The organism is Sinorhizobium fredii NGR234, from assembly GCF_000018545.1.
GTDB classification, from domain to species: Bacteria; Pseudomonadota; Alphaproteobacteria; order Rhizobiales; family Rhizobiaceae; genus Sinorhizobium; species Sinorhizobium fredii_A.
In genome coordinates, this window is the sequence record NC_012587.1 from 3,774,625 (window position 1) to 3,797,729 (window position 23,105).

Annotated in this window: 20 protein-coding genes; 14 read left to right on the forward strand and 6 right to left on the reverse strand. The window is 64.3% G+C overall.

What is annotated here, in order from left to right:
• Nucleotides 1-36: 36 nt before the first annotated feature.
• The 3 genes from NGR_RS28905 to NGR_RS28915 all read left to right on the forward strand — a co-directional run bounded on the left by NGR_RS28905 (nucleotide 37) and on the right by NGR_RS28915 (nucleotide 2,529).
• Nucleotides 37-360: a YbaB/EbfC family nucleoid-associated protein gene (locus tag NGR_RS28905; RefSeq protein WP_012710027.1), complete on the forward strand. Its 324-nt coding sequence runs from the start codon at nucleotides 37-39 to the stop codon at nucleotides 358-360.
• Between the two features lie 86 nt (nucleotides 361-446).
• Nucleotides 447-1,052, forward strand: a complete 606-nt coding sequence (gene recR, locus NGR_RS28910) for a recombination mediator RecR (RefSeq protein WP_012710028.1) — start codon at nucleotides 447-449, stop codon at nucleotides 1,050-1,052.
• 211 nt (nucleotides 1,053-1,263) lie between these two features.
• Nucleotides 1,264-2,529, forward strand: a complete 1,266-nt coding sequence (locus NGR_RS28915; RefSeq protein WP_240545177.1) for a lytic murein transglycosylase — start codon at nucleotides 1,264-1,266, stop codon at nucleotides 2,527-2,529.
• A gap of 262 nt (nucleotides 2,530-2,791) precedes the next feature.
• Here the strand turns inward: NGR_RS28915 and NGR_RS28920 are convergent, their stop codons facing one another.
• From NGR_RS28920 to NGR_RS28930, 3 genes are all read right to left on the reverse strand, one after another.
• Nucleotides 2,792-3,346: an OmpA family protein gene (locus NGR_RS28920; RefSeq protein ID WP_164924561.1), complete on the reverse strand. Its 555-nt coding sequence runs from the start codon at nucleotides 3,344-3,346 to the stop codon at nucleotides 2,792-2,794.
• Nucleotides 3,347-3,372: 26 nt separating this feature from the next.
• Nucleotides 3,373-4,047: a L,D-transpeptidase gene (locus NGR_RS28925; protein WP_012710031.1), complete on the reverse strand. Its 675-nt coding sequence runs from the start codon at nucleotides 4,045-4,047 to the stop codon at nucleotides 3,373-3,375.
• 193 nt (nucleotides 4,048-4,240) lie between these two features.
• Nucleotides 4,241-5,869, reverse strand: coding sequence for an MFS transporter (locus NGR_RS28930; RefSeq protein WP_012710032.1), 1,629 nt, complete (start codon nucleotides 5,867-5,869; stop codon nucleotides 4,241-4,243).
• 256 nt (nucleotides 5,870-6,125) lie between these two features.
• Between NGR_RS28930 and rimP the strand changes: the two genes are divergently transcribed.
• The 10 genes from rimP to NGR_RS28980 all read left to right on the forward strand — a co-directional run bounded on the left by rimP (nucleotide 6,126) and on the right by NGR_RS28980 (nucleotide 19,506).
• The gene (rimP, locus tag NGR_RS28935; protein ID WP_012710033.1) at nucleotides 6,126-6,743 is read left to right on the forward strand and encodes a ribosome maturation factor RimP; all 618 of its coding nucleotides are present in this window, start codon (nucleotides 6,126-6,128) and stop codon (nucleotides 6,741-6,743) included.
• 46 nt (nucleotides 6,744-6,789) lie between these two features.
• Nucleotides 6,790-8,400 (forward strand): transcription termination factor NusA, encoded by a 1,611-nt coding sequence (gene nusA, locus NGR_RS28940; RefSeq protein ID WP_012710034.1) that lies wholly within the window; start codon nucleotides 6,790-6,792, stop codon nucleotides 8,398-8,400.
• Nucleotides 8,401-8,406: 6 nt separating this feature from the next.
• The gene (locus NGR_RS28945) at nucleotides 8,407-9,108 is read left to right on the forward strand and encodes an RNA-binding protein (RefSeq protein ID WP_012710035.1); all 702 of its coding nucleotides are present in this window, start codon (nucleotides 8,407-8,409) and stop codon (nucleotides 9,106-9,108) included.
• Nucleotides 9,109-9,213: 105 nt separating this feature from the next.
• Complete coding sequence (gene infB, locus NGR_RS28950) at nucleotides 9,214-11,883, forward strand: translation initiation factor IF-2 (protein ID WP_012710036.1); 2,670 nt, start codon at nucleotides 9,214-9,216, stop codon at nucleotides 11,881-11,883.
• A 277-nt stretch (nucleotides 11,884-12,160) separates the two neighbouring features.
• Entirely contained in the window at nucleotides 12,161-12,568 is a 408-nt protein-coding gene (rbfA, locus tag NGR_RS28955; protein WP_012710037.1) for a 30S ribosome-binding factor RbfA, read from the forward strand.
• Between the two features lie 9 nt (nucleotides 12,569-12,577).
• The gene (truB, locus tag NGR_RS28960; protein ID WP_012710038.1) at nucleotides 12,578-13,513 is read left to right on the forward strand and encodes a tRNA pseudouridine(55) synthase TruB; all 936 of its coding nucleotides are present in this window, start codon (nucleotides 12,578-12,580) and stop codon (nucleotides 13,511-13,513) included.
• Nucleotides 13,514-13,738: 225 nt separating this feature from the next.
• Complete coding sequence (locus NGR_RS28965) at nucleotides 13,739-15,445, forward strand: sensor histidine kinase (protein WP_012710039.1); 1,707 nt, start codon at nucleotides 13,739-13,741, stop codon at nucleotides 15,443-15,445.
• Between the two features lie 190 nt (nucleotides 15,446-15,635).
• Nucleotides 15,636-15,905 carry a 30S ribosomal protein S15 gene (rpsO, locus tag NGR_RS28970; RefSeq protein ID WP_012710040.1) on the forward strand — a complete coding sequence of 90 codons (270 nt, stop codon included), beginning with the start codon at nucleotides 15,636-15,638 and terminating at the stop codon, nucleotides 15,903-15,905.
• 351 nt (nucleotides 15,906-16,256) lie between these two features.
• Entirely contained in the window at nucleotides 16,257-18,410 is a 2,154-nt protein-coding gene (pnp, locus tag NGR_RS28975; RefSeq protein ID WP_012710041.1) for a polyribonucleotide nucleotidyltransferase, read from the forward strand.
• A 79-nt stretch (nucleotides 18,411-18,489) separates the two neighbouring features.
• Entirely contained in the window at nucleotides 18,490-19,506 is a 1,017-nt protein-coding gene (locus NGR_RS28980; RefSeq protein WP_012710042.1) for a class I SAM-dependent methyltransferase, read from the forward strand.
• Nucleotides 19,507-19,714: 208 nt separating this feature from the next.
• Here NGR_RS28980 and fabI read toward each other — a convergent pair whose 3' ends face one another.
• The 3 genes from fabI to fabA are packed head-to-tail and all read right to left on the reverse strand — an operon-like array spanning nucleotide 19,715 to nucleotide 22,318.
• Nucleotides 19,715-20,521: an enoyl-ACP reductase FabI gene (fabI, locus tag NGR_RS28985; RefSeq protein ID WP_164924562.1), complete on the reverse strand. Its 807-nt coding sequence runs from the start codon at nucleotides 20,519-20,521 to the stop codon at nucleotides 19,715-19,717.
• 4 nt (nucleotides 20,522-20,525) lie between these two features.
• Nucleotides 20,526-21,746, reverse strand: a complete 1,221-nt coding sequence (gene fabB, locus NGR_RS28990) for a beta-ketoacyl-ACP synthase I (RefSeq protein ID WP_012710044.1) — start codon at nucleotides 21,744-21,746, stop codon at nucleotides 20,526-20,528.
• Nucleotides 21,747-21,802: 56 nt separating this feature from the next.
• Nucleotides 21,803-22,318: a 3-hydroxyacyl-[acyl-carrier-protein] dehydratase FabA gene (fabA, locus tag NGR_RS28995; protein ID WP_012710045.1), complete on the reverse strand. Its 516-nt coding sequence runs from the start codon at nucleotides 22,316-22,318 to the stop codon at nucleotides 21,803-21,805.
• Between the two features lie 363 nt (nucleotides 22,319-22,681).
• On the opposite strand from fabA, the gene irrA reads away from it, so the two are divergent.
• On the forward strand, nucleotides 22,682-23,104 hold the full coding sequence (gene irrA, locus NGR_RS29000) for an iron response transcriptional regulator IrrA (protein WP_012710046.1): 423 nt from the start codon (nucleotides 22,682-22,684) through the stop codon (nucleotides 23,102-23,104).
• Nucleotide 23,105 lies beyond the last annotated feature (1 nt).

Here is a 23,105-nt window from a genome sequence, read left to right on the forward strand (position 1 = left end):
AATTCAGGCATAAATACCAAAGGACAGGAGACGACGATGCGCGACATCATCGGCATGATGGGCAAGGTCAAGGAAATGCAGGCCAAGATGGAAAAGCTGCAGGCGGAGATCGCCGCGCTCGAAGTCGACGGCACCTCCGGCGGCGGCCTCGTCACGGTCCGGCTCGACGGCAAGGGCCACCTGAAGAGCCTGAAGATCGACCCGTCGCTCTTCAAGGAAGACGATGTCGAGATCCTCGAGGACCTGATCGTCGCCGCCCACAAGGACGCCAAGGAAAAGGCCGAGGCCGTGCAGGCCGAAAAGACCCGCGAACTGACCGCCGGCCTGCCGATCCCGCCCGGAATGAAGCTGCCGTTCTGACCGGCCGGTGCGGCGGTGGCGATCGCCACGCGGTGATCGCCGTCAAAGCGATTCCGTTTGTCGGTGAGATGCGCTAAAAGCCGGCCATGGCAAAGCGAGTCACCGGTCCCGAAATCGAAAAGCTCATCCAACTCCTGGCAAAGGTGCCAGGGCTTGGGCCCCGTTCCGCGCGCCGCGCCGCGCTGCATCTCGTCAAGAAGAAGGAGCAATTGCTCGGTCCTCTTGCCGAGGCGATGGGCGAGGCGCACCGCAAGGTCAAGATCTGCTCCTGCTGCGGCAATGTCGACACGATCGATCCATGCACCGTCTGTACCGATGAGCGGCGCGACCGGTCGGTGATCATCGTCGTCGAGGATGTCGCCGATCTCTGGGCGCTGGAACGCGCCGCGGCGCTGAACGCCGCCTATCACGTGCTCGGCGGCACGCTGTCGCCGCTCGACGGCATCGGCCCGGACGACCTGAACATCAAGGGCCTCGTCGACCGGGTCGCCAAGGGCGGGGTGCGCGAGCTGGTCATCGCCGTCAACGCCACCGTCGAGGGCCAGACGACGGCCCATTACATCACCGACCAGCTCGAGGGCATGGAGGTGAAGATCACCCGTCTCGCCCACGGTGTCCCCGTCGGCGGCGAGCTCGACTATCTCGACGAAGGCACGCTGACGGCGGCGCTCAGGGCCCGCACGACGATCTGAAGGGATGCCGATGCATTTGAAGTGTCGTATTCGCTCGTGGTTTGCCGGTTTTCGCGCCGGGGTCACCCCCCTCTGCCCTGCCGTGCATCTCCTCCACAAGGGGAGAGATCAGGTTGCGGCGCGCGCTCAATCCCACAGCGTTGCCGCGAACACGACTCTCTCTGCAGGCGGAAGCGGCCGCCGCCCGCCGATCTCCTCCCTTGTGGGGGAGATGCCCGGCAGGGCAGAGGGGGGTAGGCGCCGCGCGTGCCTCATCGCCGCCCTCGCTGCATTCCTAGCCCTCCACCTTCCCGCCCACGCCGCCACCAAGGCCGGCGTCGAGGCGCAGTTCCGGCAGTGGCTGCAGAGCGAACTCTGGCCTGAGGCGAAACAAGCCGGCATCTCCGCCGCTGCCTTCAAGGCCGCCTTCGCCGATGTGAAGCTCAATTGGGACCTGCCCGATCTGGCACCGCCCGGCTTCCCAAAGGCGAAGGAGCGCAAGCAGAGCCAGGCGGAGTTCTCCTCGCCGGGCTCCTATTTTTCCGAAAAGCGGCTGCAGGGCCTGGCGGCGAGCGGCCGCGGCCTCGCCTCCGCCCATGCCTCGACGCTGAAACGGATCGAGCGGACCTACGGCGTTCCGGGGCCCGTCGTCCTTGCCATCTGGGGGCGGGAATCCGGCTTCGGCCGGGCGAAGATCCCGCATCCGATCATGGACGTGCTGGCCACCAAGGCCTTCATGTCGACGCGGCCGGAGCTTTTTCGCCGCGAACTGATCGCGGCGCTGACGATCCTTGAGAGCGGTGACGTCAAGGAGGCGGAGATGCGCGGTTCATGGGCTGGCGCCATGGGCCAGCCGCAGTTCCTGCCGTCGAGCTTCCTGAAATATGCCGTCGACTTCGATGGCGACGGCCGCCGCGACATCTGGAATTCCGTACCCGACAGCCTCGCCTCGATCGCCAACTACCTTTCTGAGAAAGGCTGGCAGGGCGGCCGCGACTGGGGCTTCGAGGTGTCGATACCGGGCGGCGTCTCCTGTGCCCAGGAAGGGCCGGATCTGGCGCGGCCGATCGCCGATTGGGCCGGCATGGGGATCACCCGCGTCTCGGGCAAGGCCTTTCCGGCCGCCGAGCGCTCGGCATCGGGTATGATGCTGGTGCCGGCCGGCACGCACGGCCCGGGCTTCGTGGTCACGCCGAATTTCTACGTGATCAAGGAATACAACAATTCCGACCTCTACGCCCTCTTCATCGGCAACCTCGCCGACCGCATCGCTTTGGGCGGCGGGCCGTTCCGCGGCGAATGGGGCGACGTCGGCAAGATGCTGCGCTCCGACGTGCTCGGCATGCAGAAGGCGCTCGTCGCAATCGGCTACGACGTCGGCAAAGTCGACGGGCTGCCGGGCTACAAGACCCGCCGCTCACTCGGCGACTGGCAGGCGAAGAACGGCCTGGCGCCGACCTGCTTTCCGGACCCGTCGCTGAAGGCAAAGCTGCGCTGATAGCGATTAATTCTGCCCCTCATCCGGCCTGCCGGCCACCTTCTCCCCGCAAGCGGGGCGAAGGGGACGCGCGGCGCCGCCCCAATACCCCCTCCCCGTTAGGGCGGGGAGAGGGTTAGTCCTCGGGTTAAACCCGAGGAGAGGGGGCATTCGACGCGCCGCATGCCTCGGCGGCTGCGCCCCGGAGTCAGGGCCACGGCTCAATAGGAACTTCCGGAGCCTGGTGCCGAAGCAGCTTCGGCTTTGCCGCTCAATCCTGCGATCAGAGTGTATCGCGCTCGGTGCGCAGGTTGGAGACGACGCGCCGGTTCTGCACCTTGCAGGAGCGGTCCGTGCAGTCACGGACCTCGCGGTCGTTGCCGTAACCCTTGGCCCACAGGCGGTTGGGGTCTACGCCCTTCGAAACGAGATAGGCCATCGCCGCGTCGGCGCGCTGCTGCGACAGCGTTGCCATCTTCGAGGCGGAACCGGAATCGTCGGCAAATCCCTGCAGCTTGACCAGCCAACGCTGGTTGCTGTTGAGCCAGGTGGCCTGCTTGTCCAGCGTTGCCTTGGCGACGGCATCGAGCGTGGCCGAATCCTGCGTGAAATAGGTCCGCCGGCCGACATTCAGGATGAAGTCCTCTTCGCTGCCGGCCACGACATTCTCGAAACCGGGCGCCGGATCGTTGGTCTGTCCGGTGATCGGCGCCGCCGTCGGCTCTTCCAGCGCGGCGGTATCGGTGGTGTTGCAGGCGGCGAGCGTCAGGAGCATGGCCGCAGCGACAAGCAGCCGCGTATATCCGGGCAAAGCAGACATCAGGGTGGCATTCCTCATTCGACCGGGCCTCATTCGACCGGGCCTCATTCGACCGGGGTTGCTTGGCTGACCTCAGCGGCACTTTCAGCCTGGTCGGCAATGTGCGGCAGGACTTGAACCGCAGTGCCGATGGGGCAACGCTGATAAAGATCGATTGCATCTTCGTTGAACATGCGGATGCAGCCGCTGGAGGCATCCTTGCCGATGCTGCCCGGCTCCAGCGTACCGTGCAAGCGGTAGCCGGTATCGACGCCATCGCGAAGCAGGTACATGGCGCGCGGGCCAAGCGGGTTCTTTGGCGAACCCCCGTCGACCGATTCGGGCAGTTCGGGGTGGCGCTCACGCATCTCCGGCGGCGGCGTCCAGCGTGGCCAGAGCGATTTCCGGTCGATCGTAGCGCGACCATACCATTTGAAGCCCTCGCGCCCGACGCCGACGCCATAGCGGATGGCAGTCTTGTTCTCCATGATCAGGTAGAGAAAATGGTGCCCGGTATCGACAACGACGGTGCCGATCGGCTCGCTGCTGAAATATTTGACAACCTGGCGGCGCCACCTTTTGTCGATCTTGGCAAAGTTGGTGCTTCGGAACGTCACGCCATTGTCGGCGGCGGTGCCGGAAAAATAGGAAGAGGCCGCTGCGAATGTGGGTTCCTGGACAGCCACGGTGCCAAGTGATGCCAGACCGCCAAGCACAATATCCCTGCGTGTCCACCCCATCGGCAATATCCCCCTAAAGCCAAGCAGCGAAGTGGCAGTAAATCAGATTTTTCATTTGCCACAACATGAAACTTTTCCGCAGTCTCAAGAACAGTGCTTGTCTCTTTCTCCGCTCAATCTTCGAGGAATGGCAACACCGGGTCGAACCCTGTATTTTCGGCTCCGTACTGGGCGTCAGGTTTCGTGCCCATCCTCAATGCATCTCGGCCGGCTGCTTGTAGCGCTCGTAATGCCCGGGAACGATCGTCTGGCGCTCGATCAGCCGGTGGACATAGGGTGGCCGGGCGCCGCGGTGCAGTTCCGTCAGCTTGTCGCCGACGGCCGCGTCGGCCTGCGTGCGCCGCTGGTTGTGGCGAACATATTCGACCCAGGTCGGCACGTGGTAGGTCTCGGTCCATGTGGTCGGGTTTTCAAGGTCGCGCATCAGCGCCCAGTGGCCGGCGCCGTCGCGGATGCGGATGCGGCGCCGTTCGGCCATGGTCGTCAGGAATTCCGGGATGTCCGCCTCGTCGATCTCGTAGTCGATCATCACGACGATCGGACCGCTGCGCGGCTTCAGGTCGAGGGCGAGCAGTGGTTCGTTGAAGCGGTTGAGCGGATCGAGGTTCAGCGACGTGAATTCCGGCAGCGCGAAACGCAGGCCGATGGCGATGCCGGCCAGCATGAGAAGACAGGAGCCGATCAGCGCATTCGACGCGCCGTATGCCTCGGCGGCTGCGCCCCAGAGCCAGCTGCCGCCGGCAATTCCGCCGAAGGTCGTCGTCTGGTAGAGGGAGAGCGCCCGGCCGACCACCCATCGCGGCGTCGAGAGTTGCACCGTGGTGTTGAACAGCGACAGGGCCAGCACCCATGAGGCGCCGGAGACGGTGAGCACCAGCGAGGTGAGCCAGGCCGTCGTGCTGAGCGCCGTGACGATCGCGCTTGTGGCGAAGCCGGCGAAGGCTAAGCGCACGATCGTCTCGCTCGACAGGTGTTCCCTAAGCCGGGCGCTGAGCAGGGCGCCGCCGATCGCCCCGAGGCCGAAGGCGCCGAGCATGATGCCGTAGGTGAGCGGCCCGCCCTTGACGAGGTCGCGGGCGACGAGGGGCAGGAGCGCAAGGATCGCGCTTGCCGAAAGGCCGAAGGCGAAGCCGCGCAGCAGCACCTTGCCGATATTCGGCGACATCGCCACATAGCGAAGCCCGGCCGAAACGGCCCGACCGAGCCTTTCGCGCGGCAGCGGGCTTTGGGGGAGGCTCGGCCGCCAGCGGAAAATCGCGAACAGGATCGCGAAATAGCTGAGCGCGTTGACCGCGAAGGCCGCGGCCGCTCCGGCGGCGGCGACGATCGCGCCGCCGATTGCCGGGCCGACGCTGCGGGTGATGTTGAAGCCCATGCTGTTCAGGGCGACGGCCGCCGGCAGGTCGTTGCGTGGCACCATGTCGCCGACCGAGGCCTGCCAGGACGGATTGTTGAGCGCCGTACCGCAGCCGATCAGGAAGGTGAAGAGCAAAAGCAGCCACGGCGTGATGAGCCCGAAATAGGCAAACGCCGTGAGGAGCGCCGAAACGGCAAGCATGAATCCTTGCGCGACGAGCATGATCCGCCGCCGGTCGAAATTGTCGGCAAGCGCTCCCGAGACCAGCGAGAAGAGCATGATCGGCAGCGACGTCGAGGCCTGCACCAGCGCCACCATGTTCACCGATTGCGAGATCGACGTCATCAGCCAGGCCGCCCCCACCGCCTGGATCAACCCGCCGAAATTGGAAGCGAGGCTGGCGATCCAGATGATCCGGAAGGTGTCGTGGCGGAATGGCGCCAGTGGCGATATGCGGTTGGTCACCTCGGGTCTCTTTCATTGGGCGCGCTGATCGGAGAGCTTCGTTATAACCCTCGAAATCCGGCACGCCAGCCGCTTAAACTTGCCATTCGTGAAGCGTGGTCGCGATTTGTGCCCATTGCCGGCCGGGCCTGCCGCAAGCCTTGCAATTTGTGGCGATGGAGCGTATATGAGCCTCAAATTCTTGATCGGTAGATGAAGAGTGGGCCCGTCAGGACCCGCTCTTTTTTGTTAGCCGGTCCGACGAGGAGATGATCGTTTGTCTGATCCGACAACGGCTGAAATTGCAAACGAACCGCGGTTGATCACCGAAACCGGTCTCGACCGGCGCATAGCCGACATCATCGAACCCGTGCTCGTTCAGATGGGGTTCCGCCTGGTGCGCGTGCGCATGTCCGGCCAGAACGGCCTGACGCTGCAGATCATGACCGAGCGCAACGACGGCACCATGACCGTCGAGGATTGCGAGGACGTCTCCAAGGCCGTCTCGCCGGTTCTCGATGTGGAAGATCCGATCGACAAGGCGTATCATCTCGAAGTGTCGTCTCCGGGCATCGATCGCCCGATGGTGCGAAAGTCCGATTTCGTCCGCTGGCAGGGCCATCTGATGAAATGCGAGACTTCGATCATGGTCGACGGGCGCAAGCGCTTCCGTGGCAAGATCGTCTCGGTGGACGAGGAGGGCTTCCGCCTCGAACGCGACCAGCCCGCCTATGGCGAAGAGGCCGTCGTCGCCATTCCGTTCACCGCCCTTTCGGACGCACGGCTAATCCTGACCGACGACCTGATCCGCGACGCGCTGGCGGCCGACAAGAAGGCGAAGGCGGCGCGCGCCGCCAACGAGAATTTCGAAGACGAAGATAGAGATATCGAATGAGGCAGGGCGCGCTTTCCAGGCCCCTGTAACCAGACGGAGACAAGACATGGCAGTCAGTGCTAACCGGCTCGAGCTTCTGCAGATCGCGGACGCTGTGGCACGCGAAAAGGTCATCGACCGCGAGATCGTTCTGGCCGCGATGGCAGACGCGATCCAGAAGGCGGCCCGTTCGCGCTACGGTTCGGAATCGAACATCCGGGCGGACATCAATTCCAAGACCGGTGAAATCCGTCTGCAGCGCCTTCTCGAAGTCGTCGAGAAAGCCGACGATTACTCGACGCAGATCCCGCTCGAGCTTGCCCGCGACCGCAACCCGGATGCCAAGCTCGGCGATTTCATCGCCGATCCGCTGCCGCCGATGGATTTCGGCCGCATCGCCGCTCAATCCGCCAAGCAGGTGATCGTCCAGAAGGTGCGCGAAGCCGAGCGCGACCGCCAGTACGAGGAATTCAAGGATCGCGTCGGCGAGATCGTCAACGGCACCGTCAAGCGCGTCGAATATGGCAACGTCATCGTCGACCTCGGCCGTGGCGAAGGCATCATCCGCCGCGACGAGATGATCCCGCGTGAGAACATGCGCTACGGCGACCGCGTCCGTGCCTTCGTTTACGACGTCCGCCGCGAACAGCGCGGCCCGCAGATCTTCCTGTCGCGCACCCATCCGCAGTTCATGGTCAAGCTCTTCACCATGGAAGTGCCCGAGATCTACGACGGCATCATCCAGATCAAGTCGGTCGCCCGCGACCCGGGCTCGCGCGCCAAGATCGCCGTCGTCTCGAACGATTCGTCGATCGATCCGGTCGGCGCCTGCGTCGGTATGCGCGGCTCGCGCGTCCAGGCGGTCGTCGGCGAGCTCCAGGGCGAGAAGATCGATATCATCCCCTGGTCGCCGGATCCGGCTTCCTTCATCGTCAACGCCCTGCAGCCGGCCGAAGTGACCAAGGTCGTCCTCGACGAGGATGCGGAGCGCATCGAGGTCGTCGTGCCGGACGAGCAGCTGTCGCTGGCGATCGGCCGCCGCGGCCAGAACGTTCGCCTCGCCTCGCAGCTCACCGGCTGGGATATCGACATCCTCACCGAGCAGGAAGAAAGCGAGCGTCGTCAGAAGGAGTTCAACGAGCGCACCCAGCTCTTCATGGACGCGCTGGACGTCGACGAGATGGTCGGCCAGGTGCTTGCGTCCGAGGGCTTTGCCCAGGTCGAAGAGCTCGCCTATGTCGATCTCGACGAGATTTCCTCGATCGATGGCTTCGACGAGGAAACCGCGACGGAGATCCAGACGCGGGCCCGCGAATACCTCGACAAGGTCGAGGCCGAAATGGATGCCAAGCGCAAGGAACTCGGCGTTTCCGACGAGCTGCGCCAGATCGACGGGCTGACCAGCCAGATGCTGGTTGCCCTCGGCGAGGAAGGCATCAAGACGATCGAGGATTTCGCCGGCTGCGCCGCCGACGACCTCGTCGGCTGGACCGAGCGCAAGGATGGCGAGACGAAGCGCTTCGAGGGGACCTTCTCGAAGCTCGAAGTCAGCCGCGAAGAGGCCGAAGCAATGATCGTCCAGGCGCGCCTGGCGGCCGGCTGGATCACCGAGGAAGACCTCGCGGCCGATCAGGACGAGCCGATCGAGGTTGCCGAAGGCTCGGAGCAGGATGCCTGATCCACGATGACAGCCGCCACCGAAATCTTGCCTTCGGAAGTCCTGCCTTCGGACAAGGGCCCAAAGGACCGGAGCGGCAGCAGCCGGACCTGCATCGTCACGCGCGAGAGCGGCTCGCCGGATGAGTTGCTCCGCTTCGTTGCCGGGCCGGACGGGCGCGTCGTGCCCGACCTGAAGCGGCAGCTCCCGGGACGGGGCTGCTGGGTGAAGGCGGAGCGGCGCTTCGTCGAAAAGGCGGTGGCGAAGAAGCTCTTCGCCCGCGCCCTGCGCAGCGAGGTCAAGGCCGAGGCGGCGCTGGCCGACGAGGTCGACAGGCTGCTCGTCGAGCAGCTTGCCGGAATGATGAACATGGCGCGCAAGGCCGGCCAGTTCGTCTCCGGAGCCACGAAGACGGAGCAGGCGGTGCGCGGGCTCGCGGCGCTTGGCGTTTTCCACGCGATCGACGCGGCCGCCGACGGTGTGCGCAAGATCGACCAGGCTCGCAAGGCGATGAGCTTCGTCGCCGATGATGAAACGGAAATACCTGCGTTCCGCCCGTTTGCGGCGGCGGAAATGGAGGGGCTTTTGGGAAGTAATGCTTTTATCCATGCCGCAGCGCTTGCAGGGCAGGCGGGTGAGGGTGTAGTGAAGCGCGCAATCATGCTCGAAAAGTACCGAGGATCCGTCCCGGTCCGGGCCGAAGGCGGCGCTGATAAGCCACAGCAATGACACGCGTCACCGGCAGAGGCCGGCATCGCGAGCGCTGTTTGAGACAAATTGGAAGACGGGGTCAGGTGTTTCGCATCCGGCCCTGATCGCTAGGAACGGAACGGAATGACCGACAACAAAGACGACAAGACACTCAGCGTAGCGGGCAAGAAGACGCTGACCCTGAAGCCCTCCGGGGTGACGCAGGGAACCGTGCGCCAGGATATGGGCCGCGGTCGCACGAAGGCGGTCGTGGTCGAAACGAAGAAGACACGCGGCCTGACGCGGCACAAGGACGAGCGACCGATCACCCCGGTGAGCGCCGCGCCGGTGGCGCGGCCTGCCGAGCCGCGCCCCGTTCAGCCGCATCCGGCCGGTCGGCCGGCCCCGCAGCCGCAGCCGCATCAGCCGCGCTCCGAGCAGAACCGTCCCCGCATCGGTGTCGTGTTGAACGACCTTTCGGCCGGCGAGATGGAAGCCCGCCGTCGTGCGCTTGCCGACGCTCAGGTCCGCGATGCCGAGGAGGCCAAGCGCCGCGCCGAAGAGGAAGCGCGCCGCCGCGTCGAGGAAGAAGCGCGCCTTGCCCGCGAGAAGGAAGAGGCGGCCCGCCGCGCCGCCGAAGAGGCTGCTCGCCCCGCCGTCGAAGTCGAGAAGGCCGAGCCCGCCGTCGAGGCAGGGCGCCCGCTCGTCGCCGAGCGCCGTACCGACACCCGTCCGCAACCTGCCCGTCCGGCGTCCGCCGCACCGCAGGCCCCGGCGGCACCTGCTGCGGCCCTTCGTGGCCGTCGTGCAGGTGCCGAGGAAGAGGAAGAGCGTCCGCGCGGCGGAGCCGGCCCGGCCCGCGGCAAGGTCGTCCGTCCCGAGCCGGCAAAGCCTGCGCCCCGTGCCAAGGGCGACGAGGGCCGTCGCCAGGGCAAGCTGACGCTGACCGCTGCCGTCGACGAAGACGGTGGTCAGCGCGGTCGTTCGCTTTCGGCCATGCGCCGCCGCCAGGAGAAGTTCCGGCGCAGCCAGATGCAGGAGACCCGCGAGAAGATCTCGCGCGAGGTCGTCCTGCCGGAGACCATCACGATTCAGGAACTGTCGCAGCGCATGTCGGAGCGCGCCGTCGACGTCATCAAGTTCCTGATGAAGGAAGGCCAGATGATGAAGCCCGGCGACCTGATCGATGCGGATCTCGCCGAACTCATCGCCGGCGAATTCGGCCACACGGTCAAGCGCGTCTCCGAATCCGACGTCGAGGAAGGCATCTTCAACGTCGCAGACTCGGATGAAACCATGGTATCCCGTCCGCCGATCGTGACGATCATGGGCCACGTCGACCACGGCAAGACGTCGCTGCTCGACGCGATCCGCCACGCCAATGTGGTCGCCGGCGAAGCGGGCGGCATCACCCAGCATATCGGTGCCTACCAGGTCGAGCAGAACGGCCAGAAGATCACCTTCATCGACACCCCCGGCCACGCCGCGTTCACGGCGATGCGTGCCCGCGGTGCCCAGGCGACGGACATTGCCGTTCTCGTCGTCGCGGCCGATGACAGCGTGATGCCGCAGACGATCGAATCGATCAATCACGCCAAGGCGGCCGGCGTGCCGATCATCGTGGCGATCAACAAGATCGACAAGCCGACGGCGAACCCGCAAAAGGTCCGCACCGAGCTCTTGCAGCATGAGGTCTTCGTCGAATCGATGGGTGGTGAAGTGCTCGACGTCGAGGTTTCGGCGAAGAACCAGACCAATCTCGACAAGCTGCTCGAAGCGATCCTGCTGCAGGCCGAAATTCTCGATCTCAAGGCCAATCCGGACCGGACGGCCGAGGGCACGGTGGTGGAAGCCGAGCTCGACCGCGGCCGCGGTGCGGTTGCCACGGTTCTCGTCCAGAAGGGCACGCTGACGCCCGGCCAGATCATTGTCGCCGGCGACCAGTGGGGCCGCGTGCGCGCGCTCGTCAACGACAAGGGTGAACACGTCAAGGAAGCCGGCCCGTCCATGCCGGTCGAGGTCCTCGGCCTTTCCGGCACCCCGGCGGCCGGCGACAAGTTCGCCGTCGTCGAGAACGAAAGCCGTGCCCGCGAGATCTCCGAATATCGCCAGCGGCTTGCCCGCGAGAAGATGGTTGCCCGCCAGTCCGGCTCGCGCGGTTCGCTCGAGCAGATGATGAGCCAGCTACAGGCCTCCGGCCTGAAGGAGTTCCCGCTGGTCATCAAGGGCGACGTGCAGGGCTCGATCGAAGCGATCGCCGGAGCGCTCGACAAGCTTGGAACCGACGAAGTCAGGGCGCGCATCGTTCATTCGGGCGCAGGCGGCATCACCGAGTCGGATATCTCGCTTGCCGAAGCCTCGAACGCCGCGATCATCGGCTTCAACGTCCGTGCCAACAAGCAGGCGCGCGATGCGGCCGACCGGTCCGGCATCGAAATCCGCTACTACAACATCATCTACGACCTGGTGGATGACGTAAAGGCGGCGATGTCCGGCCTGCTTTCGCCCGAACGGCGCGAAACCTTCCTCGGCAATGCCGAGATCCTCGAGGTGTTCAACATCACCAAGGTCGGCAAGGTCGCGGGTTGCCGCGTCACCGAAGGCAAGGTCGAGCGTGGTGTTGGTGTCCGCCTGGTGCGCGACAACGTCGTCATCCACGAAGGCAAGCTCAAGACGCTCAAGCGCTTCAAGGACGAGGTCTCCGAGGTCCAGTCCGGTCAGGAATGCGGCATGGCCTTCGAGAACTACGAAGACATCCGCGCCGGCGACACGATCGAGTGCTTCCGCGTCGAACACATCACGCGGACGCTCTAAGTCGATCCGGCAACAGATTGTGGGAGCGCCGGATCATCTCCGGCGCTCCTTTTTTGGTGCGGACGAGAAGAGGTGCTCGCGGTGTTCCGTCTGCATCCGTCCCGCCTCCACTGCATGTTCCTTAAATCGGAGCCGATTCAAGGATAAGAACATGCAGCATTTCAAAGTGCTGCAGCGACCTTTGTGCGTCTGATATGACGCACGGCGCTGTAGCGAACCGATCGCGTCTCGATTGAGGTCGATGCGACCGCAATCGCCGTGATCCAGGATAAACACGATGACCAGATCCACATCCTCCGCTCCGTCCCAGCGCATGCTGCGCGTCGGTGAACAGGTGCGCGCCGCGATCACCCAGGTCCTGCAGCGCGGCGAGGTTCGCGACCCGTTGATCGAGAAGACGGTGATTTCGATTTCCGAAGTGCGCATGTCGCCCGACCTGAAGATCGCTACCGCCTATGTGACGCCGCTCGGTGTCGCCGATCACGCGGCGGTCATCGAGGCGCTGAACAAGCATGCGAAATTCATTCGCGGCCGGCTCGGGCCGCAGCTCCGGCAGATGAAGTACATGCCGGATGTCCGCTTCAGGGACGACACCAGCTTCGACAACTACCAGAAGATCGATGCGCTGCTGCGCTCGCCGGAAGTCAGCCGCGACCTCGATCCCGATACCGACGACCAAGAATAAGAAAGATCCATGTCCAAGCCGCGCAAACCCAAGGGCCGCCCGATCTCGGGCTGGCTGATCCTCGACAAGCCGCTCGATTTCGGCTCCACCGAGGCGGTGTCCAAGATCAAGTGGCTGTTCAAGGCGCAGAAGGCCGGCCATGCCGGCACGCTTGATCCGCTCGCCTCCGGCATGTTGCCGATCGCGCTCGGCGACGCCACGAAGACCGTTCCCTATGTCATGGACGGCCGCAAGATCTATGAGTTCACCGTGGCCTGGGGCGAGGAGCGCTCGACCGACGACCTCGAGGGCGATGTCGTCCGCTCGTCTTCCGAGCGTCCGAGCGAGGAGGCGATCCGTGTCCTGCTGCCGAAATATACCGGCGTGATCAGCCAGGTGCCGCCGCAGTTTTCGGCCATCAAGATCGATGGCGAGCGTGCCTACGATCTCGCCCGCGACGGCGAGACCGTCGATATCCCGGCACGCGAGGTGGAGGTCTTCCGCCTCGCCCTGATCGGCAGCACGCCGCACCTCGCCCATTTCGAGATCGAATGCGGCAAGGGCACCTATGTCCGTTCGCTCGCCCGCGACATGGGCCGCGATCTCGGCTGTTTCGGCCATATCGCCTCGTTGCGCCGTACTTTCGTCGCGCCCTTCGGGGAAGAGGATCTGGTCCCGCTCGCCGATCTCGTCGCACTGGAGAAGATCGAAGACGATGCGGAACGACTTGCCGCGCTCGACGATTATCTGATCGACACCGGCGAGGCGCTTTCCGATCTGCCGCATGTTGCGGTGAGCGACGATCAGGCGCATCGGCTGAGGATGGGCAACCCGATCATCCTGCGTGGACGGGATGCGCCGCTGCCGGCCCCCGAGGCCTATGCGACGGCGCGCGGCAAGCTTGTCGCCATCGGCGAGGTCGCCGAAGGTGAATTTCGACCGAAGCGTGTGTTCGCCGACCATTGACCGGCGGCCGGCGCCCCGCCAAGAATCGGTCCGGACTGCGTGAGCGGCGCATGGGCGCTTAACGCGGCGGCTGCATGTTTCCTTTAATCCTAGCCGGTTTAAGGATCAAAGCATGCCGTGATTCAAAGGCTACAGCGTCCTTCGTGCACCTGAAAAGACGCACGGCGCTGTAGGAAGCCCGGGGCCGCAGTCGCGGCACGGTCCAGGCGGCGAAAGGCGGTTCGGATGCTCAAGGCGCCAGAGAAAAGCGAGGGCGAGGTCTCATCCGGCGGTCTTCAGGCCGTTGCCGCCTTTGTTCGCCAATATCTTCGCAGGCCGTTCAGCTTCTATCTGCTCTCGCTGCTGCTGATCGCGATCGTCCCTTCCTTCATCTTCTCGTTCGTCATTGTGAAGCGTAGCGTCGACGCGCAGGAGCAGGTCGTCACCTCGCTGCTCAAGGCCTCGACCGGGTCGGTTACCCGGATCGTCGAGCGCGAGGTCGAGGGTATGATGACAACGCTCAAGGTGCTGTCGACCTCCGGGGCCGTCGATCTCCGCAATCTGCGCGGCTTTTACGACCGCGCTTCGAGCGCACTGGCCGGCACTCATTCCAACCTGATCGTCGTCGACAGCGACCACAATTTGCGGATGAGCACCGGCGTCCCTGTCGGAACGCTGTTGGGGCGGGCATCCGATCCGGACCTCGACATTGCCTTCAAGAGCAGCGGACCGGTCGTTTCGGGCGCCTTCTTCGCCAACACCGCCAAGAGCTGGGTCTTCAACGTCTATCTGCCGATAAACGGTCCGGACGGCGAACGCTATCTGTTGGGCCTCACCCAGGATGCCGCCCGCATGGCCAAGGCGGTCAACCGCGACACGCTTTCACCCGGCTGGAATGCCGCACTGGTCGACGGCAAGGGCAAGGTGATCGCTTCCTCGGATCCCTCGACCCGTCCCGGTGAAGCGTTCTTTCTGGACGCGCTGCCTCAGATCAGCATCGGCGTCAGCGATATCAACGAGCATGGCGTGGCCTACCGCGTCGTTTCGGAATTCTCCGTCGTCACCGGCTGGCGCATCGTTGCCTGGGCGCCGCGTGAGATCGTCGATGCGCCGATCCTCTGGTCGTTTCTCTGGCTGTCGCTCGGCGGCATCATCTTCGCCAGCATCGCCATCGCCGGATCGTTGATCATCGCGCGGTTGCTGACGCAAGGCGTCAAGCTGCTGGCGCTCGACGCGCGGCGCCTCGGCGCCGGCGAAGTGATCGAGCCACGCCGCTACGTCATTACCGAAGTCGAGGCCGTGTCGGCGTCACTTGCCCGCGCGGCGGCGGCACGAACCAGGGCCGAGGCGGAAATCCGGCTCCTCATGCGGGAGGTCGCGCACCGTTCGAAGAACCAGCTCACCGTCATCCAGTCGATGCTGGCCCAATCCGCCTGGTCGAGCGAGGACACGTCGGAATTCGTCGATGCGTTCCGCAAGCGGCTGGCTGGCCTCGCCCGATCGACCGATCTGATGATTGCCAATGCAGCGATGGGCGTGGATTTCCGCGAGCTTGCCGAGGAGCAGTTGCAACCCTTTGCCCCCGACGAGCCGGGCCGCATCGTGCTTGACGGGCCGGCCTTGCGGCTGGAGACGCAAATGGCGCAGACGCTCGGCATGGTGCTTCACGAACTCGCGACGAACGCGATCAAGCATGGGGCACTCGCCAATGCGACGGGGACGATCAAGCTCGAATGGTCCTCGTCAGCTGGTGCAACCATCATCCGCTGGCGCGAAAGCGGCGCGGATCTCGTCGAACCGGCACCGACGCATCGAAGGGGTTTCGGATCGGTGGTGATCGAGCGGATGCTCGGCATGGCCTTGCGCGCCGAACTCGAAAGGACCATGCATGCCGACGGCATCGAATGGTGCATCCGCATCCCTCGTACCGGCGGTGTCGAGGACGGTGCGTAGCAGGGGCTGCGGTCGCCCGTGGGGGCCGGTGGCGCCGATCGGCGGCCGGCTCGATCGCCCTTTCCTTTTGCGTCCGTTTCGGTTATAGGCACGCCAGCGAAAGGCACCGCCTCTTCGTGTGAACGGCCGCGGCTGGACGACATCCCGGCTGCCGGCGACCCCTAATCCTCGAAATCGAAAGGATCAACCGATGTCGATCACTGCAGAGCGCAAGGCTCAGCTCATCAAGGATTTTGCAACCGTTGAAGGCGATACCGGTTCTCCGGAAGTCCAGGTTGCGCTCCTGACGGAACGGATCAACAACCTGACCGAACACTTTAAGGACCACAAGAAGGACAACCATTCCCGCCGTGGTCTTCTCGCGATGGTTTCCAGCCGTCGCTCGCTCCTCGACTATCTGAAGAAGAAAGACGAAGCGCGCTACAGCAAGCTGATCGGTGCCCTCGGCATCCGTCGCTAAACGACTGTCCGGCGGGTCGCTCGGCGATCCGCCGGCTTTTTTATTTGGGCGTTGAGCGCCCGCCAATACTCTCCCTGGGCGCCGGAGGCGCCTAGAACGGAGAGATGTCCAGCGAGCCGGATGGGCCGGTATCGCGGATCAACCGATGGCCCGTCATGGGGCAGGATTGCAGGATGCTTCGGCGCCTGCTTGCCGAAGCGCTTCCATGCGGGTGAGCGCGGCAAAGCGGTGAGCGGCCGGTTCCATTTGAAGCCTCCCGTTGTCTTGCCCGTGATGCGCCACACCATGCGGCACCAAGATCGCCTGCGCTGCAACAGCCGCGGACGATCTCCCGCACATGAAGGACAGAACATGTTCGAGACCCACAAGGTAGAAATCGAATGGGCTGGGCGTCCGCTCAAGCTCGAAACCGGCAAGATCGCCCGCCAGGCCGACGGCGCCGTTCTCGCCACCTACGGCGAAACCGTCGTGCTCGCCACGGTCGTTTCCGCCAAGGCACCGAAGCCCGGTCAGGATTTCTTCCCCCTGACCGTGAACTATCAGGAAAAGACCTATGCCGCCGGCAAGATCCCCGGCGGCTATTTCAAGCGTGAAGGGCGCCCGAGCGAAAACGAGACGCTCGTCTCGCGCCTGATCGACCGGCCGATCCGCCCGCTCTTCCCGGACGGCTACAAGAACGACACCCAGGTGATCGTCACGGTCATGCAGCATGACCTCGAAAACAATCCCGATGTCGTTTCCATGGTTGCGGCCTCCGCGGCGCTGACGCTTTCCGGCATCCCCTTCATGGGACCGATCGGCGGTGCCCGCGTAGGCTACATCAACGGCGAGTATGTGCTGAACCCGCATCTCGACGAAATGGACGAATCCTCGCTGGATCTGGTCGTCGCCGGCACGCAGGAAGCCGTGCTGATGGTCGAGTCGGAGGCCAAGGAACTGCCGGAAGACGTCATGCTCGGCGCGGTCGTTTTCGGCCAGCAGGGCTTCCAGCCGGTCATCGACGCGATCATCAAGCTTGCCGAAGTCGCCGCCAAGGAGCCGCGCGAATTCGATCCGGAAGATCATTCCGCCCTCGAAAACGCCATGCTGGCAATCGCCGAGGACGAACTGCGCAACGCCTATAAGATCACCGAAAAGGCTGCCCGCTACGCCGCGGTCGACGCCGTCAAGGCCAAGGTCAAGGAGCACTTCCTGCCGGAAGGCATCGAGAACCCGGCCCATACGGCCGAGGAAATCGGCTCGGTCTTCAAGCACCTGCAGGCCAAGATCGTCCGCTGGAACATTCTCGACACCAAGAGCCGCATCGACGGCCGCGATCTCGAAACCGTTCGCCCGATCGTCTCTGAAGTCGGCCTTCTGCCGCGCACGCACGGTTCGGCGCTGTTCACCCGCGGTGAAACGCAGGCGATCGTCGTTGCCACGCTCGGCACAGGCGAAGACGAACAGTACGTCGATTCCTTGACTGGCATGTACAAAGAACGCTTCATGCTGCACTACAACTTCCCGCCCTTCTCGGTCGGCGAAACCGGTCGCATGGGCTCCCCGGGCCGCCGCGAAATCGGTCACGGCAAGCTCGCCTGGCGCGCTATTCGCCCGATGCTGCCGGAAGCCGAGCAGTTCCCTTACACGCTGCGCGTCGTTTCGGAGATCACCGAATCGAACGGCTCCTCCTCGATGGCAACCGTCTGCGGCACCTCGCTGGCACTGATGGATGCCGGCGTGCCGCTCGCCAAGCCGGTCGCCGGTATCGCCATGGGCCTGATCAAGGAAGATGAGCGCTTTGCGGTTCTCTCCGACATCCTCGGCGACGAAGACCACCTCGGCGACATGGACTTCAAGGTTGCGGGCACCGAAGCCGGCATCACCTCGCTGCAGATGGACATCAAGATCGAGGGCATCACCGAAGAGATCATGGGCATCGCGCTCAACCAGGCCAAGGGCGGCCGTCTCCACATCCTCGGCGAAATGGCCAAGGCCATATCCGAGAGCCGCGGCCAGCTCGGCGAATTCGCGCCGCGCATCGAAGTGATGAACATTCCGGTCGACAAGATCCGCGAAGTCATCGGCTCGGGCGGCAAGGTCATCCGCGAAATCGTCGAGAAGACCGGTGCCAAGATCAACATCGAGGACGACGGCACCGTCAAGATCGCTTCCTCTTCCGGCAAGGAGATCGAAGCGGCTCGCAAGTGGATCCACTCGATCGTCGCCGAACCGGAAGTCGGCCAGATCTATGAGGGAACGGTCGTCAAGACCGCCGATTTCGGCGCCTTCGTCAACTTCTTCGGCGCCCGCGACGGCCTCGTCCACATCTCGCAGCTCGCCTCCGAGCGCGTCGCCAAGACGACCGATGTCGTCAAGGAAGGCGACAAGGTCTGGGTCAAGCTGATGGGCTTCGACGAGCGCGGCAAGGTTCGCCTTTCCATGAAGGTCGTCGACCAGGCGACCGGCAAGGAAGTCGTCGCCGAGAAGGGCGAAAAGAAGGACGGCGGCGAAGCGGCTGAATAAGCCGGCTTCAGCCAGTTGAGACGGGGCGCGGAGCGGATGGCTCCGCGCCCCTTTCTTGTAAGACGAATGGAAACGACCCATGAGCCGCGACGCGCTGAAAACCCTGTTCCACCCCTTCGAAACCGGTATCATCGATCCGCCGGGGGAAGGCGAGCGTGTGCTCTTTCTCGGTGCCGAGGCGGGCTACAGGCTGCCCGAGGGCTTCGTGGCACCGATTTCCGCCGTGCAGCCCCTGCGGCCGCTCTATCGGGCCCTTGAGGCGATGCGGGCCGATGTGAGCCCTGTCGTTGCGGGCGAGGACTATGACGTCGCTCTGGTGCTCTGCGGCAAACACAAGGGCGAGAACGAGGACCGCATCGCCGAGGCGCTGAAGCGCACGCGCGAGGGCGCCCTCATCGTCGTTGCCGGCAGCAAGGAAGACGGCATCCAGTCGCTGAAGAAGCGCGTCGCCAAATTCGAATGGGATGGCGACCATCTGCCGAAGTACCACGGCGTCGCCTTCTGGTTCACGCGGCCGGAGGATGTGGCCGATGCCATCCAGAAACTCGCCAAGGCTCCGGTGCGGGTGGACGATGTCTTCGAGGCAGCACCAGGCATGTTCTCGCATGATCGCGTCGACGCCGGTTCGGAACTTCTCGCCTCGCGCCTGCCGAAGGATTTCACCGGCCATGCGGCCGACTTCGGCGCCGGCTGGGGTTATCTTTCCGTGATGCTGGCGCAGGCCTCCCCCGGGCTCAAGGGCATCGATCTGTTCGAGGCCGATCACGAGGCGCTGGAAGCGGCGCGCCGCAACGTGAAGGCGAACGCGCCGACAACCCCGGCGCGTTTCTACTGGCACGACCTGACCAGTGAGGAAACCCGCGACAAATACGACCTGATCGTCATGAATCCGCCCTTCCACGAGGGGCATGCCGCCGAGCCGGCGATCGGGTCAGCGATCATCAAGGCGGCGTTGAAGGCGCTAAAGCAGGGCGGCAGGCTCATGCTCGTCGCAAATCGCGGCCTGCCTTACGAGCAGGTCCTGGCAGAGAACGCCAAGGAGTATGGCGAGACCTGCCGCAATGCGCGCTTCAAGGTGCTCTGGGCGAAGCGCTGAACGGCGATACCTGAAGACGACCCTTTTCCCGGTCTCCGCCCCTCATCCGCCTGCCGGCACCTTCTCCCCGCAAGCGGGGCGAAGGGACTCGCCGCGAGCTCTCAGTTCCCTGTCCCCGGGTGCGGGGAGAGGTTAGTCCTCGGGTTAAACCCGAGGAGAGGGGCAATCTTCAAAGGTCCTGGTAAAGGCGCGAGCCTGGAGAGTGCGTCTACTCCGAGTCGGCGACGCGCAAGGTCTCGAGCGCCGGCATCGAGGTGATGTTGTAGCCGGAATCGACGTAGTGGATTTCGCCGGTGACGCCGCGGGAAAGGTCCGAAAGCAGGTAGAGGGCCGAACTGCCGACGTCCTCGATGGTGACGGTGCGGCGGAGCGGCGAGTTCTTCTGCTGCCAGGAAAGCATGGCACGGGCATCCGAAATGCCGGCGCCCGCCAGCGTGCGGATCGGGCCGGCCGAGATGGCGTTGACGCGGATGCCGCGCGCGCCGTAATCGGCGGCGAGATAGCGCACCGAGGCTTCGAGCGCCGCCTTGGCGACGCCCATGACGTTGTAGTTCGGCATCACCCGCACCGAGCCGCCATAGGTCAGCGTCAGCATCGTGCCGCCGTCGCTCATCAGTTCGGCGGCCCGCCTGGCGATCTCGGTGAAGGAGAAGCAGGAGATCACCATGGTGCGGCTGAAATTTTCCCGCGAGGTGTCCGCGTAGAGCCCCTTCAGTTCGCTCTTGTCGGAGAAGCCGATGGCGTGGACGATGAAGTCGAGCCTGCCCCAGCGCTCTTTGATGGTCTCGATGACGGTGTCGACGGAGGCGATGTCCTCGACGTCGCAGGGCAGCAGGAAGTCGGAATTCACCTCCGCGGCAAGCGGCTTGACACGCTTGCCGAGCGCCTCGCCCTGATAGGTGAAGGCCAGTTCGGCGCCCTGCGCAGCGAGTGATTTGGCGATCCCCCAGGCAATGGAGTGGTTGTTGGCCACACCCATGATGAGGCCGCGCTTTCCGTTCATCAGTCCGTTCATCTGGTTATCCGTTGTAGCGCTGGAAGACGAGCGTCGCATTGGTGCCGCCGAACCCGAAGGAGTTCGAGAGAACCGTGTCGATCTTGGCATTGTCGATGCGCTTGCGGACGATCGGCACGCCTTCGAACTCAGGGTCGAGCGTGGCGATATGGGCGCTTTCGCCGATGAACCCGGCCTGCATCATCAACAGGCCGTAGATCGATTCCTGCACGCCGGCGGCGCCCAGCGAATGGCCGGTCAGCGACTTGGTCGACTGGATGTGCGGGATCTTCTCGCCGAAGACCTCGCGGATGGCGCCGATTTCCTTCTGGTCGCCGACCGGCGTCGAGGTGCCGTGCGTGTTGATGTAGTCGACGTCGCCCTTCACCGTGGACAGCGCCTGGCGCATGCAGCGCACGGCGCCTTCGCCTGACGGGGCGACCATGTCGTAGCCGTCCGAGGTGGCGCCATAACCGACGATCTCGGCATAGATCTTGGCGCCGCGGGCCTTGGCGTGCTCCAGTTCCTCGAGCACGAGGACGCCGGCGCCGCCGGCGATCACGAAGCCGTCGCGGTCGACGTCATAGGCCCGCGAGGCCGACGACGGCGTATCGTTGTACTTGGAGGACATGGCGCCCATGGCGTCGAAGAGGTTCGACATGGTCCAGTCGAGGTCCTCGTGTCCGCCGGCGAACATCACGTCCTGCTTGCCCCACTGGATCATTTCCGCGGCATTGCCGATGCAATGCGCCGAGGTCGAGCAGGCCGACGAGATCGAGTAGTTGACGCCGTGGATCTGGAACCAGGTGGCGAGCGTCGCGGAGGCCGTCGAGGACATCGCCTTCGGCACCGCGAAGGGGCCGATGCGCTTCGGGCTGACGTTCTTGCGGGTGGTTTCGGCGGCCTCGACGATGGTGCGCGTCGAAGCGCCGCCGGAGCCCATGATGATGCCGGTGCGCTCGTTGGTGATGTCGGAGGCTTCGAGACCGGCATCGGCGATCGCCTGCTTCATCGCCACGTGGTTCCAGGCGCCGGCCTGCGACAGGAAGCGCATGGCGCGCCGGTCGACGAGATCGGTCGGGTCGAGCGTCGGCTGGCCCCAGACCTGGCACTTGAAGCCGTGCTCGGCGAAGTCCGGGGAAAACGTGATGCCAGACTTTGCTTCGCTGAGCGACGCGGTGACTTCGTCGGCATTGTTACCGATCGAGGAAACGATGCCGAGGCCCGTTACAACAACCCGTCTCATGGTAGATGACCTTTTGTTCGTTTGGATCCGTGCGGGGAGAGCGATGGCCCCGCAGCTCAGTCGGCCTTTTCCTGGAAAAGGCCGACTCTGAGGTCGGTAGCCTTGTAGATCACTTCGCCGTCGGCCTTCATCCAGCCGTCGGCAATGCCGAGGACCAGCCGGCCGCGCATCACCCGTTTGAAGTCGATGCCGTATTCGACGAGCTTGGTCTTCGGCGTCACCATGCCGGTGAACTTTACCTCGCCGGTCGAGAGGGCGCGGCCCTTGCCGGGCTCGCCGAGCCAGCCGAGGAAGAAGCCGGTCAGCTGCCACATGGCGTCGAGGCCGAGGCAGCCCGGCATGACAGGGTCGCCCATGAAGTGGCAGGGGAAGAACCAGAGGTCCGGGGTGATGTCGAACTCGGCCCGCACAAATCCCTTGTCGTGGGGGCCGCCGGTTTCGGAAATCTCGGTGATGCGGTTGAACATCAGCATCGGCGGCAGCGGCAGCTGCGCATTGCCGGAGCCAAACATTTCGCCTCGGCCGCAGGTCAGGATTTCCTCATAGCTGAAGCTGGATTGCCTGGTGGTCATGAATGGTTGCTTCCCCGATTTCTCAAGTGTTCTCCGACCTGCTTTAGAGCAAGTTCGGCCCGAATTGAAGCGCGGCCTGCATTGGTCGCCGCCGGTTGCAGTTTGTCACGTTCTTCCAAGTAGAGCGACATGCGGGTAGGAAAACCTGTCTCGCCGCTCCCTGTGGCGATAGCGTTCCGCCGTCGCTTACAGTATGAATGTGGCGTCTGCCAGAGTTAAATGCCAGCCTTCCCCCGCTTTAGGCCGATTTTCAGGCCCTTGCGGCCGCTTCCACGGTCGGAATCTATTGAAAGCCTCGGCGCCAGAAGTTATATCGCAAGCTGATACTCCATAAACTTGGCAGGAATATCGGAACGGCTCTGCATGACGAAAGCAATGGAAATCTCTTCGCAGGAGCGGCTGCGCAATTCGGGACTGCGCCCGACGCGCCAGCGGATCGCGCTCGCCGATCTGATTTTCGCCAAGGGCGACCGCCACCTGACGGTCGAGGAATTGCATGAAGAGGCGGTCGACGCCGGTGTCCCGGTATCGCTCGCGACCGTCTACAACACGCTGCACCAGTTCACCGAAGCCGGCATGATCCGCGTTCTCGCCGTCGAGAGCGCCAGGACCTATTTCGACACCAACGTCTCGGATCACCACCATTTCTTCATCGAGGGCCAGAACGAGGTCCTCGATATTCCGGTCAGCAACATACAGATCGGCAATCTCCCCGAGCCGCCGGAAGGCATGGAGATCTCCCATGTCGACGTCGTGGTCCGGCTGCGCCGCAAGTCGCAGCGCTAGC

What these genes read in the sequence shown, in the direction of transcription:
- nusA (WP_012710034.1), top strand. Translation starts at nt 6,790, where the DNA reads ATGGCAGTCAGTGCTAACCGGCTCGAGCTTCTGCAGATCGCGGACGCT.
- irrA (WP_012710046.1), top strand. Translation starts at nt 22,682, where the DNA reads ATGACGAAAGCAATGGAAATCTCTTCGCAGGAGCGGCTGCGCAATTCG.
- recR (WP_012710028.1), top strand. Translation starts at nt 447, where the DNA reads ATGGCAAAGCGAGTCACCGGTCCCGAAATCGAAAAGCTCATCCAACTC.
- NGR_RS28965 (WP_012710039.1), top strand. Translation starts at nt 13,739, where the DNA reads ATGCTCAAGGCGCCAGAGAAAAGCGAGGGCGAGGTCTCATCCGGCGGT.
- NGR_RS28905 (WP_012710027.1), top strand. Translation starts at nt 37, where the DNA reads ATGCGCGACATCATCGGCATGATGGGCAAGGTCAAGGAAATGCAGGCC.
- fabI (WP_164924562.1), bottom strand. Translation starts at nt 20,521, where the DNA reads ATGAACGGACTGATGAACGGAAAGCGCGGCCTCATCATGGGTGTGGCC.
- NGR_RS28920 (WP_164924561.1), bottom strand. Translation starts at nt 3,346, where the DNA reads ATGAGGAATGCCACCCTGATGTCTGCTTTGCCCGGATATACGCGGCTG.
- fabA (WP_012710045.1), bottom strand. Translation starts at nt 22,318, where the DNA reads ATGACCACCAGGCAATCCAGCTTCAGCTATGAGGAAATCCTGACCTGC.
- rbfA (WP_012710037.1), top strand. Translation starts at nt 12,161, where the DNA reads ATGACCAGATCCACATCCTCCGCTCCGTCCCAGCGCATGCTGCGCGTC.
- NGR_RS28915 (WP_240545177.1), top strand. Translation starts at nt 1,264, where the DNA reads ATGCCCGGCAGGGCAGAGGGGGGTAGGCGCCGCGCGTGCCTCATCGCC.
- NGR_RS28925 (WP_012710031.1), bottom strand. Translation starts at nt 4,047, where the DNA reads ATGGGGTGGACACGCAGGGATATTGTGCTTGGCGGTCTGGCATCACTT.
- rpsO (WP_012710040.1), top strand. Translation starts at nt 15,636, where the DNA reads ATGTCGATCACTGCAGAGCGCAAGGCTCAGCTCATCAAGGATTTTGCA.
- NGR_RS28980 (WP_012710042.1), top strand. Translation starts at nt 18,490, where the DNA reads ATGAGCCGCGACGCGCTGAAAACCCTGTTCCACCCCTTCGAAACCGGT.
- infB (WP_012710036.1), top strand. Translation starts at nt 9,214, where the DNA reads ATGACCGACAACAAAGACGACAAGACACTCAGCGTAGCGGGCAAGAAG.
- fabB (WP_012710044.1), bottom strand. Translation starts at nt 21,746, where the DNA reads ATGAGACGGGTTGTTGTAACGGGCCTCGGCATCGTTTCCTCGATCGGT.
- NGR_RS28945 (WP_012710035.1), top strand. Translation starts at nt 8,407, where the DNA reads ATGACAGCCGCCACCGAAATCTTGCCTTCGGAAGTCCTGCCTTCGGAC.
- pnp (WP_012710041.1), top strand. Translation starts at nt 16,257, where the DNA reads ATGTTCGAGACCCACAAGGTAGAAATCGAATGGGCTGGGCGTCCGCTC.
- truB (WP_012710038.1), top strand. Translation starts at nt 12,578, where the DNA reads ATGTCCAAGCCGCGCAAACCCAAGGGCCGCCCGATCTCGGGCTGGCTG.